Raw genomic sequence first — 12,516 nt, forward strand, 5'->3', positions numbered from 1 at the left:
TTCCGACCGGAGAACGCCATGACGACGACAGAAATCGACCTGCCGGAGGCCGACTCGGCGGTCCGCGCCATCGGCGAGCGCGGCTACCTGCTGGTGGAGAACCTGCTGCCCGAACCGGCCGTCGACCGGATGCGGGAATCCCTCGAACGGCTGCTGTACGAGGAGAAGCAGCGCAATCTGCACCCCAGTGGACACCAGCGGGTCCTGCATCTTCCGGCGAAGGATCCCGTGTTCCTCGACGCCCTGGTCCACCCCTTCGTCCTCGCCGTGTGGCGGCGCTATCTCGGCGAGGACCTGATCTGCTCGACGTTCAGCGCGAACACGCTCTGGCCCGGCGCCGTCGAGCAGTACTGGCACGCCGACCACCCCTACTGGACGCTGACCCCGCCGTGGCCCGCCATCCCGCTCGCCGGGCAATGCATCTGGTTCCTGGACGACTTCACGGTGGAGAACGGCGCCACCGCCGGCATTCCCGGTTCGCACCGGGCGGACCGGCTGCCGGACATGGGGGAGTCGTGGTGCGACGAGGGTGAGATCCTCGCCGGTCCGCGCGGGAGCGTGATCTTCGCCGACGGCGCCTGGTGGCACACGTCCCGCCCCAACCGCTCCACGGAGTTGAGGTCCGCCCTGCTCATCACCTACACGCACACCTTCTGCGTGCCCCAGGAGGACATGCGCGCGCAACTGGCCGCTCTCACCGACCCGTCCGACCTCGTGGTCGAGCTGCTCGGGGGCAAGCAGTACCAGTCCCGCCGCGACTTCCCGTACTGACCACCCGAGGCCGGACCCGCGAGGCCCTCACCCCACATGGTCCCCAGAAATGATCAAGGGGCCGTTTCAGATTGCTCTGAAACGGCCCCTGACCTGCGACTCTTTCGAGTCGGGACGACAGGATTTGAACCTGCGACCCCTTGAGCCCCAGGAGTGAGGATCAGGGGGATGGTCCTGACATAACGCACTAATTCTGAGTGCGAGTTGCGCGTGAGCACCCAGCACGTTCGCTGCCGCGCACACCCTGTGGTCCCCAACCGGTCCCCCATTCCCTTGCGCCAGGTCGTGTCCGGAAAGTCACGGGAGCCAGAGCTGGAGGCAGGCGAGGGTGACCATGGCTTGGTAGCGCCGGGCTCGTCTGTCGCGTAGGCCAAGCTGCCCGCCACCGCCGCGGCGGGCAGCCGAGCCGGCCGAGGGAGAAGTCGCATTGATCGACTGCGGCCTCCCATGACAAGGTGTTCGCACTTGCATTCTGCGAACAGACTTGCGCACGGGGGAACTTCGATCATGGCTGTCACAGTGCGGGACTGGGCTGACACGCTGCTGGACCTGGTGGGGGTGAACTGGCCCAACGTGGACGAGGACGCCTACAGCGAAATGGCTGACGCCCTGCGGGAGTTCGCGGGCGACCTCGCCGACGACGGTCAGCTCGCCAACAACCACATGGAGCGTTTGCTGTCGTCGGGTCACGGTGAGGCGATCGACGCGCTGAACGAGCACTGGGGCAAGGTCAAGGGCAAACACCTGAAGGACATGGTCTCCGCAGCCCGCACGATCGCGGGCGCGCTGGACATGGCGGCGGGCGCGATCGAGGCCATGAAGTGGAAGGCGGTCGCGGAGCTCGGCGTCCTGGCCGGTCAGACGGGGCTGGCGATGGCGCTGATACCGGTGACCGGTGGCCTGTCAGCGCTGCTGGGTGCCGGCGCGATCGCGTTCACGAAGAAGCAGCTGCTGAAGCTCATCACGGGCGCGATGGAAGAGGCGGTCGGTCACATCGTCGGGGTGATGACCGAACCGGCCGTGGCGGCACTGGAGAACATGGCCGCCGATCTGGTGGTCCAGGTCAGCATGGACGCCTTGGGCGTCCAGAACGGTGTGAACCTCGACCAGACGAAGCAGGCCGGCAAGGACGGCTTCAACGAGGGTGTCCAGGGCGCGAAGGAGGGTTTGAACCTCGCCTCCGCCGGAGGTGGTGGTGGCGGTCGCCCCGGGGGCAAGGGCTTCCACATCGAGCACGACGAGCACGACAACGCCAGTACGAAGCTGAACGGCGTGAGCGTCGGTATCCACGGCAAGACCACCGGCAAGCTCACCAAGGCCAAGTCGGCTCAGGGCCGCAACAAGGGCCGCGACGACATCGCCGACGCCCTGGACCCCGTCATCGAGAAGGCCATGGGCGCCCTGGTGAAGTCCGCCAAGACCATGGGCGACCACGTCGGCGAAACCCTGCCCAAGGCCGTCAAGCGGATCTCCACCGACCACAAGAACAACGACGACGACGACATCCGCGCACGCCTCGCCAAGGAGAGGAAACCGGACGAGGACCGGGGCAAGGACCGGAAGAACACGGTCAACGACGGGCCGAACAGCAAGCACAGCGGCTCCGACCGGACCCGAACCGCTGCGGGGCGCGCGCGACGAGCCGCGTCGCCACGCCATCTCCCTCGACAAGACGGTGTGCGAGAACGACCCGGTCGACGTCGTGACCGGCGAGATGACCCTGCCGCAGACGGACCTGTCGCTGCCCGGCGTCCTGCCGCTGGTGCTGCGCCGCACCCATCTGTCGGAGTACCGCCACGGCCAGTGGTTCGGCCGCAGCTGGGCCTCCAGCCTGGACGAGCGGCTCGAACTCGACCCGCTCGGCACGGGCGCGGTCTGGGCCCGCGAGGACGGCTCCCTGCTCGTCTACCCGGAGCTGCCGCGCCCCGGCGGTGAGCCCGTGCTGCCCGTGGAGGGCGATCGGCTGCCCCTCGTCCACGGTGGGCAGCACGAGGACGAGACCGTGTACACGGTCAGCGACCCGCACTCCAGCCTGACCCGTACCTTCACCGGCAGCCCCTACCTCTCGTCGATCGGCTATTGGCTCGCCGAGATCCGCGACCGCAACGACAACCGCGTCGTCTTCTCCCGCCGCCCCGACGGCTCTCCCACCGCCGTCACCCACACCGGCGGATACACCGTCCAGGTCAGCAGCGAGGCGCAGCGCGTCACCGGCCTGGCGCTGCGCGGCCCCGAAGGTCCGGTCACGCTGCTGACGTACGGCTACGACGAGCGCGGCAACCTCGACGCGGTCACCAACTCCTCCGGTCTGGCCCTGAGGTTCGGCTACGACGAGGACGACCGGATCACATCCTGGACCGACCGCAACGACTCCACGTTCCGGTACGCGTACGACGATGCGGGCCGCGTCGTCCGCACCATCGGCCCGGACGGCTTCCTCTCCTCCACCTTCACGTACGACCCGGAGAGTCGGGTGACGCGCTACACCGACTCCACCGGCGCCACCACGGTCCACCACTTCAACGAGCACCTCCAGGTCGTCGCGACGACCGACCCGCTCGGCAACACCGTCCATCAGAGCTGGGACCGCCACGACAACCTGCTCAGCCGTACGGACGCCCTGGGCCACACCACCCGTCTCGACTGGGACGAGCGCGGGAACCTGACCGCCGTGCGCAACCCCGACGGGACCGCGCTCTCCTGCGTCTACAACGACCTCGATCTGCCGCTGACCACCGTGCTTCCGGACGGCGTGGAGCTGCGCCAGGAGTACGACGCGCGGGGCAACCGCATCCGGTCGACCGACGAGCACGGCGCCACGACCACGTTCGTGTACGACGGGTCGGGCGCGCCCGTGGCGGTGACGGACACCCTGGGCCACACCACGACCTTCGACCGTGATCCGCACGGTCTGCCCCTGGCGTTCACCGATCCCCTGGGCGCCGTCACGCGCTACCGGCGCGACGCCTTCGGGCGGACCGTCGCCGTGGAGGGGCCCCTCGGGAACACGATCTCCTTCGAGTGGACGACCGAAGGTCTGCTCGCCCGACGGGTCGAGGCCGACGGGTCGGGGCAGAGTTGGACGTACGACGGGGAGGGCAACTGCCTGACCCACACCGACGCGCTGGGCGGCGTCGCACGGTTCACGTACACGCACTTCGACCTCATGCGCTCGCGTACCGCTCCGGACGGCGTGCGCCACGAGTTCGTGCACGACACCGAGCGGCGTCTCACCCAGGTGGTCAACCCCCAGGGAATGACCTGGAACTACTCCTACGACGCGGCGGGCCGGCTGGCCGGCGAGACCGACTTCGACGGCCGCTCCGTCGGGTACACGTACGACGCGGTGGGCCGCACGACCAGCCGTACCAATGCGCTGGGTCAGCAGGTCCGTTACGAGCACGACGCTCTCGGGCGGATCCTCCGGAAGGACGCCGACGGGCAGGTCACGGCCTTCGACTACGACCTGTGCGGTCGGCTCGTCGCGGCCACCGCTCCCGGTGTCACCCTGTCCATGACCCGGGACGAGTGGGGTCGGCCGACCGCGGAGTCCGTCAACGGGCGGACCCTTACGCACGCGTACGACGCCCTGGGCCGCCGTACAAGTCGCACCACGCCCGTCGGGGTGACGAGCCAGTGGGCGTTCGACGCGGCAGGCAACCGCACCCGCCTGACCACGGCTGGGCGCACGATCGACTTCGGCTACGACGCGGCCGGACGCGAGACCACCCGGGACTTCGGAGGCGCGTTCACCCTCGCGCACGCCTACGACGAGCTGGGCCGTCTGACGACCCAGTCGGTACGGGACGCGGCCGGCCGGAGCCTCCACCGCCGCGACTACGGCTACCGCGCCGACCACACCCTCACGTACACGGACGACCAGCACACCGGACGGCGTACCTTCGACCTGGATGCCGTCGGCCGGGTCACGGCGGTCCACGCGGAGGGCTGGAGCGAGCGGTACGCCTACGACGAGGCGGGCAACCAGACCGAGGCCGACTGGCCCCGTTCCCACCCCGGTCATGAGGCGACGGGCGCGCGTTCCTACACCGGCACCCGGGTCGAACACGCCGGCCGGGTGCGCTACGAGCACGACGGCCAGGGTCGGGTCACCCTGCGCCGGAAGGCGCACCTCTCCGGCAAGGTGGAGAGCTGGCGCTACACCTGGGACGCCGAGGACCGGCTCGTGGGGGCCGTCACCCCGGACGGGACGCGCTGGCGCTACCTCTACGACCCGTTCGGGCGGCGGGTCGCCAAACAGCGGCTGGACGACGCGGACGAGGTGGTCGAGCGTACCGACTTCGCCTGGGACGGCCTGCTCCTGTGCGAGCAGGTGACCACCTCGGCCGAGCTGCCCCGTCCAGTCGCCCTCACCTGGGACCACCAGGGGACACGTCCCGTCGCCCAGACCGAGCACCTCGCCGGTCAGGACGAGGTCGACCGCCGCTTTTTCGCGATCGTCACCGATCTCGTGGGCACACCGAGGGAACTGCTCGACGAGAACGGCGAAACGGCCTGGCGTACCCGCACCACCCTGTGGGGCACGACGACCTGGGCGGCGGACAGCGTCGCCTACACCCCGCTGCGATTCCCGGGCCAGTACTTCGACCCGGAGACGGGCCTCAACTACAACCACTTCCGGCACTACGACCCCGAGGTGGCGCGCTACCTCACCTCCGACCCGCTGGGACTGGCCCCGGCCGCGAACCCCTTCACGTACGTCCACAACCCGCACACCTGGACGGACCACCTGGGCCTAGCCCCGGAGTGCCCGACCTTCCCGATCTACCGGACGCCCAAGCACAAGGACAAGGAGTACGAGAAGGAGCACGGCCCGAACCCCGCGAACCACCAGCCGGGCGTGGACATGGGCGGCGGCTACCTCACCGACGGAAAGATCTACTTCGGTGAGCGGGACGTGGCCGCCGAGTATTGGAGCCCGAACGGCGGCGTCAACTTCGCGAATGGCATGGTGCGGTACGACATGCACCCGGACTTCCTGAAGGAGTTCACCAGTTCCGATTACATGAAGGTGTACGACACGAAGGGGAAGGACGGGGCGCCCCGCATCGAGTGGACGATTCCGGTGGACAAGCTCGACCGGTTCAACGAGCTGGTGATGAAGCGGACATGGATTCCGTATGGTGAGAAGGGGTGATGACGTGGTCAGGAATCACGAAGAGTTCGACGTGGTGATCAAGGTGGTGACCATGGTGGGGTCGTTCGTGACGATCGAAACCGCGGAAGGCGGGGACGGGTTCATCGACCAGGCCAAGCACCCCTCGTGGTGGTCGGAGGAGGCGCCGCCCCCGGCCGAGGGCGACCGGCTCCACGTGGTGGTCCTGGACGCTTCCAGGACCCCGCCGCGGCTGAGCGCGCTGGAGGATGACATCGAGATCGGGCGCCGGCTCCGCGGCGACGGCTGACCGGCATCCGGGAGTCAGCCGTCGGCTGCGAACCGTACCCGGACCGTGAGGCCGCCGCCCTCGTTGGCGGTGGCCTCCGCCGTCGCGCCGTGGGCGCGGGCGACCGAATCGACGATCGAGAGGCCGAGGCCCGCGCCGTCGCCGGGGGCGTGGGTGCGTTCCGTCAGCCGGCGGAAGGGTTCGAAGAGCAGCGGGACCGTCTCGGGCGGGACCTCGGGGCCGGTGTTCGTGACCTCGATGCCGATGTCCGGCCCCGTGCGGACCTCCACACGGCCGTCGGGGACGTTGTGGCGTACGGCGTTCACGACCAGGTTCTGGACCAGACGGTCGAGTAGTACCGCGTCGCCGTCGACCATCAGCGGGCGGGCCCGTACCGAGACCGTCACCCCGCGCTCCGCCGCCTCGCCCGCCAGTACGTCCACCGCCTCGCGGACCACCTCCTGCACCGCCACCGGCCGCCTACCTTCGCGTCGAACGAGCCGGCCCGGTATCTGCGCAATGCCTCCCCGGATGAGCAGGTCCACCGGAAAACCGGTCAGGCCTGTGCCGACCGATACCGTGGCGGTCTCTGCAGGATTCCTTCTCCGCCTCCTGAAGGCGATTGCTACGTGCACCAGCGTTGGCCGCGGCCGTGTCTACCAGCGTTGTGGCTGCAGGGACACCCAATCCCACCAGATCGGCGCTCGCTGTCCCCACCTGCTCACCGACGGCACGCACGGGACCTGGACCTTCACCGTCGACGTCCCCGCCCCGGACCACCGCCGGGCAACGGTGCGTTCGGGCGGCTCTCCCAGCCAGGACACCAGGGCTCAACGGCTTCACCAAGCCCGCACGCGACTTCGCCGAGAAGCACAACATGACCTGGGAGAGACAGCCATGCAGCCACCAGCGCTCCTTGACCGAGTCAAGGAGCGCTTCGCCCTGGTGACGTGCGCTGGCCCTCAAGTGGTCCCCAAAAACGAGTCAGGGGCCGTTTCAGATTGCTCTGAAACGGCCCCTGATCTGCGACTCTTTCGAGTCGGGACGACAGGATTTGAACCTGCGACCCCTTGACCCCCAGGAGTAGGGGTCAAGGGTATTTTCTGGATATAGCGGACTTAGTCCGGGCGCATACGGTACACATGCCGGCCTGTCGTGCACCAGCGCGTACATCGTGTGGTCCCCAACTGGTCCCCAGACTCGCTGCACTGGCGACCAGGCTCCTGACTGAACAGTCCTCCCCGCGCTTGCGAGGCTGGCGGCCCGTCAGTCCCCCTCACCCAGTATCTGAAGACGAGGCCTTGCGCTTGGCATCGGTAAAGCGGCCCGTCGCTCTGGCGCGAGGGAGCGCTGGTGCCTGTTGTCTTCCAACGAGCAACCGCCTTCGTCGTGAAAGGCCGAGGGAGCTCCGGAGGCCGTCCGGTGCGGGCACCACTGTCGGCGCCGCCAGGTACGGTGACGTGGCACGCGACCGTGCACGAGGCGGGGTCGCGGAGTCGTCCGGCGGGCGGGACAGGGGGAACCGGTGGCACCGAGGCCGGGTGGTGAGACGGACAAGTTCGGCAACCGCTACGAAGGCGCCTGGACGATTAGGCACACCTTGTACGTCCTCCTGGGGCACGGCGATTCGCTCACCCTTGAGCCGAACGGAATCCTCGGCGAAGGTACCGAGTTCGCGTACCGTCACGGCGGGCGCACCGAGGTGCACCAGGTCAAGCGTCAGAACCGCAACGCCAATGGCTGGAACGTCGCGGCCCTGGACGCGAAGGGGATCTGGCGGCACCTCCGCACCCACGCCGAAGCGGGGCACGACTTCCATTTCGTCTCGATGGTGCCGGCCCGGCCGCTCCAGGAACTCTGCGACCGCGCCCGTCGGTCCGACGACTTCTCCTCCTTCGTCCGTGACTGGCTGACGGACGAACTCCGTGCCCCCTTCGACGAACTCGCGGCTCCCCGGATCTACGGCGCACCGGAATCGGCGTGGCGCATGCTCCGCGCCCTGTGGGTGGAGTGGCCTGATGAGCGCGACGTGGTTGCCGTGAATACAGCCCTCGCCGAACAGGCCCTGACCGGGGCTCCCGGCCGCCTCGCAGCACTAGCCTTGGGCGACCTTCTCCTCAACTCCCTGGGAACCTGCCTCGACGCGGCATTCTTCGCAGACCGACTCCCGCAGTACGGGCTGCGGCGCGTGATGCCGTCGGAGGACAACGCTGCGGCAGCGTCGGTGGGTGGAGCTGCGCAGGCCGCCCCCGTCCACCTTGGCCGTCGGACCCCCTCCGCCCTCTCGGGACTGCCCGCCCCGTCCGGCACGTTCACCGGCAGGGAGACCACCGTGAACGGGCTGCTTTCGGTGCTGGACCCGGGTGCCGTCGGCGAGGGACCGTCGGTCCACGTCGTCGCCGGACTCCCCGGCGTCGGAAAGACCGAATTGGTGCGGCAGGTTGCCCATCGTGCCTATGCACGGGACGGATGGTTCGACGGTGTCCTCGCCGTCGAACTCTACGGATACGACCCCGCTCGCCGTCAGGGTCCCGACGAGGCGCTCGCCTCCATGCTGCGGGGGTTGGGCGTCGACCACGAGCACATCCCCGTGTCTCTCGAGGACCGTGCGCGACTGTACCGATCGGCGCTACAGGACCTGGCCAACCAGGGACGACGCACTCTGATCGTCCTCGACGACGCCGTGGACAGCGAGCAGGTACGCCTCCTCCTACCGGGTGACGCGCGCACCCCCGTGTTGATCACCTCTCGACACACGCTGTCCGACCTGGACGCCCGCCTGCACGACCTAACGGTCCTCGATCCCGTGGACTCCGTCGACCTGCTACGCCTCGTTCTGCGAGCGAGCCGGGGTGAGGAGGACACGCGGATCGATGATGCCCCGGCGAGGGCCGAGGTAATCGCCCGGCAGTGCGGGCACCTGCCACTGGCGCTGCGGATCGTCGCCGCCCTCTTGGCAGACCAGCCGGCCCGGCCGCTGTCCTCGATGGCCCAGGCTCTGGACGACGAGCATCGCCGCCTGCGCCGGTTGAGTCGGGGGAACCTCGCGGTACGAGCCGCCTTCGAACTGTCCTACCGACACCTGCCGCAGGACCAGGCACGGCTCTTCCGGCTCTTCGCGCTCAACCCCGGCCCCGACGTCTCCACCGAGTCCGCCGCCCGGCTCTGCGATGTCGACCCGGACACGGCCGAGGAGCTCCTGGAGGCCCTGGGGCGCGGACATCTGGTGCAGAGTACGGCCACCTACGGCCGATGGCGCATGCACGACCTGATCCGTCTTTACGCGGGCGAGACCGGGCGGACAGAGCATACTGCCGAAAGTCGGTCCGCCGCCTTGGAGCGGCTGCTACGCCACTACGCGGACTGTCTGGACGAGGCGCACGGCCACCTCTCCCCAGGTCAGTCTCTGGCGCCTAGGTTCTCTGACCGGACCGCCGCACTCTCCTGGCTGGACGAGGAACGGGCGAACCTCGTCGCGGTCCTCACCACCACACCCGGCACTCACAACCCCTACGTCATCCTGGCGATGGCGGGACGTATCGGCGATTACCTCAAACTGCGTCACGGTTTCGCCGAGTTGGCGGCTGTGTACGACAGCGCACTGGAGCACTGCTCCAAGAACGACCCTGCCGCCTTCCGTGCCGCGTTCCTCGACGCACGGGCATGCGCCCTCAGAGGACTGAGCCGGTTCCCCGAAGCCGTCACCGCACACGAAGAAGCCCTCCGTATCTACACAGCGGAGGGGTCCCTTCTAGGCGAAGCGGAAGTACTGACCAATCTCGGACGCACCCTGCACGAGATGCGTGACATCGAGCGGGCCGTTCCCTTGTTGCAAAGGGCCGTTGTCCTCCAGAGCAAGGCGGGAAATCTCCAGGGTGAGGCCGCCGCGCTCAACAACCTCGGACGCTCGCTGGTCGAGTTGGGCCGCTACGAGGAAGCGGTGAGCGCGTACCAGCGAGACATCGAGATCTGCCGTCTCGTTGGTGACTGGCACGGTGAGGCGGTCACCCAGAACAATCTCGGCCTGGCACTCAGAGAACTGGGACGGGCCGGTGAGGCCGCGGCCGCCCACGCGGCTGCACGCGACGCCTTCCATCGGGCCGATGACCGTCATGGAGTCGTCATGGCCCTCACCAATCTGAGCACGGCGCTGCGTGCGGGGGGACTCGGTGACGGGTCAGATGTACTCGAGGAGGCGCTCACCCTCTGCCGCGACCTCGGGGACAAGCGCGGCGAAGGCCTCGCCCTGAACAATCTCGCGACCATCCGACTTCAGACGGGTGAACCGACCGAGGCCGCCCGTCTGCTGACGAAAGCGAGCGACCTACTGAAGGAGGTCGGCGACGCCCACACGCAGGCAAAGGCGCTGATGAACCTCAGCAAGGCGTGGGCGACGCTCGAGCAGCCAGACCGGGCCACCGAGGCAATCCGTGAGGCAATCACGCTCTTCCGGATGGCCCGCGACCGCCATGGGGAGGGAAGGGCACTCTTCCTTCTCTCGTCGGCCGTGTGGGCCACGGACCCGAAGGAGGCCATCTCGCTCTGTACAGCTGCGGTCGCCGCACTCGGCGAGACCGAAGACGAGGCGCTGGCCGAACAGGCGACGGCACTCGTGACCACGATGCGAGACTCCATCGACGGCGGCGGACTCCCTGCGGATACCCGGGCCCATTTCTCCGCGTGACGCTGCCGGGCGCAGATCTCGAAGTCGTCAAGCGGAAACGGCTCGAAGGCCCGGCGGATCTCGCTGCGCACGGACTTCCCGTACTTGTCGTGCAGGTCGTGCAGGTCGTGGGTCATCGCGCTGAAGAGGAGTCCAGCCCCTACCCGTAGACCTGCCAGGGTTCGCCGGCTGAAAGGTTCACCCCGGCATCGATCTGGCTCTCGGTCCGGCGACGGCCGCGCGAGTTGCGAACGCGATGATATTTCGGAGCCGGTAGCCGCCTGGGCTCTCTCAACACTGCCGACCCTTGAATCTACGACATAGCCAAATCGGCCGCTTCAGAGATAGCAATCTCGCCGTCTAACACCGCGTTCATCGCGGACTGGAATCGGCCTAGCCCTAGATCTCTAGCCGGTCACAAAAAGACCGAACGGCGTCGCGAGTCGACTGAGGAAACCCAGGAACGCCCATGATGGAGAATTGGGCGCACCACAGGATTCCCTGAAGTCGAAGGAAGCCACTTTTTGCGATCATTTGGAACGACTTTGCTGGATGCCTCCCGTGCGCCTTCTCCATCCGCTCGACAGCTACAGCAACATCCTCGACACCACCGGAAAACCCATTACCCTGATTCGCAATTCGCATTCTCCCCACATCGGCAGAAAATACAGCTGCGCCCGCTTCAGGGTACCCGGCAAATCCAGGGTGGAACCAACCCATATGACAGTCGGATTTCAATTCCGCCTTCCAAACATCCTCTACCCCTACCCAAATATCTCTCTCGGCCCACTTGCCCAAACTCGCGAGGTCTGCGATGCAGAGTTCCGGAATGGTATCGATCAGCGAGAACTCTGCCGCCGCCACAAGCAGCTGACTGGCCGACTGATCGACTGATCTCTCCCCAGTCTTTACTGGCCTCGAAAATTCCTCCTCGCAGAACTGGTCAATTTCTTCACACGCCTCCGAATCAAATCGGAAGCTGGTGAAGCTTTCGAGCACATGTCGAACTTCCGACTCCGCGACGCCATCCATTTCTCCTAGCCCTACTTCCTGGCCAGCATGTCGGAAACGACACAAGAAAGCCCGTATGTGAGAGACAAGAGCGCGGTGTTCAAGATAATCCCCGCGGCCAGTTCAGCCCGACTTCCCACAAGACCTGACGAGGTGACAATGAAGAGAATGATTCCTACCACCATGCTCACACCAAGAGAGACCAGGCCAACTTTCATCGAAAGCGAAGGCTCTTCGGTTCTGAGCGACGCGAAAATTAGGCCGATCAATACGCCAACGACAGTAACAATGAAGCGAGCGCCGCCCGCCACTGTCTCGGTCGTACCCTCCCTGCGCGGCGACCCATCTGATTGACCGGCAAGATAGATCCTGTGCCAACCAATGTATGCACCGTAATAGGTAAGGGTGATCACGGCGAAGCATCCTGTAGCCCATCGCAAGGAAGAAGAGAATTGGTTCGACATGATCATGCCGAACGCCATCCATGACGCGCTGATCCAGATCCACCAGAAGAGGTGCTGCAGAAAGCCGAGCTTTTGATTCAGAAGGAGTTGGTCAACCGAGGTACCCATATTGATCAGAAACTCAAAGGGTTCTCGTCCAGGACGTAGCGGACATGCGGGCCGCCGAAGTAGCCGCGGACGATGTGTGGTTGACGCTGGCGTC

6 protein-coding genes and 1 pseudogene are annotated in these 12,516 nt (G+C 67.0%); 4 read left to right on the plus strand and 3 right to left on the minus strand.

All coding sequences use genetic code 11. From position 1 onward, the window contains the following. The first annotated feature begins 18 nt into the window (after positions 1-18). The 3 genes and pseudogenes from ABT154_RS24300 to ABT154_RS24310 all read left to right on the plus strand — a co-directional run bounded on the left by ABT154_RS24300 (position 19) and on the right by ABT154_RS24310 (position 6,197). The gene (locus tag ABT154_RS24300) at positions 19-771 is read left to right on the plus strand and encodes a phytanoyl-CoA dioxygenase family protein (protein WP_351858969.1); all 753 of its coding nucleotides are present in this window, start codon (positions 19-21) and stop codon (positions 769-771) included. 507 nt (positions 772-1,278) lie between these two features. Beyond that, positions 1,279-5,536, plus strand: a pseudogene (locus tag ABT154_RS24305) (DUF6531 domain-containing protein); the annotation flags it as partial. A 397-nt stretch (positions 5,537-5,933) separates the two neighbouring features. Then, complete coding sequence (locus ABT154_RS24310) at positions 5,934-6,197, plus strand: hypothetical protein (RefSeq protein WP_351858973.1); 264 nt, start codon at positions 5,934-5,936, stop codon at positions 6,195-6,197. 14 nt (positions 6,198-6,211) lie between these two features. Here ABT154_RS24310 and ABT154_RS24315 read toward each other — a convergent pair whose 3' ends face one another. Continuing rightward, a complete protein-coding gene (locus tag ABT154_RS24315) occupies positions 6,212-6,649 on the minus strand; it encodes a sensor histidine kinase (RefSeq protein ID WP_351858975.1) in 438 nt (145 codons plus the stop codon). Between the two features lie 1,052 nt (positions 6,650-7,701). On the opposite strand from ABT154_RS24315, the gene ABT154_RS24320 reads away from it, so the two are divergent. Then, positions 7,702-10,860: a tetratricopeptide repeat protein gene (locus tag ABT154_RS24320; protein WP_351858977.1), complete on the plus strand. Its 3,159-nt coding sequence runs from the start codon at positions 7,702-7,704 to the stop codon at positions 10,858-10,860. 378 nt (positions 10,861-11,238) lie between these two features. Here the strand turns inward: ABT154_RS24320 and ABT154_RS24325 are convergent, their stop codons facing one another. Then, positions 11,239-11,871 (minus strand): hypothetical protein, encoded by a 633-nt coding sequence (locus ABT154_RS24325; protein WP_351858978.1) that lies wholly within the window; start codon positions 11,869-11,871, stop codon positions 11,239-11,241. Positions 11,872-11,882: 11 nt separating this feature from the next. Then, a partial coding sequence (locus tag ABT154_RS24330) for a hypothetical protein (protein ID WP_351858980.1) occupies positions 11,883-12,516 on the minus strand: 634 nt, incomplete at its 5' end.

It is taken from the genome of Streptomyces sp. NPDC001728 (genome assembly GCF_040297565.1).
In the GTDB taxonomy this organism is placed as follows: Bacteria; Actinomycetota; Actinomycetes; order Streptomycetales; family Streptomycetaceae; genus Streptomyces.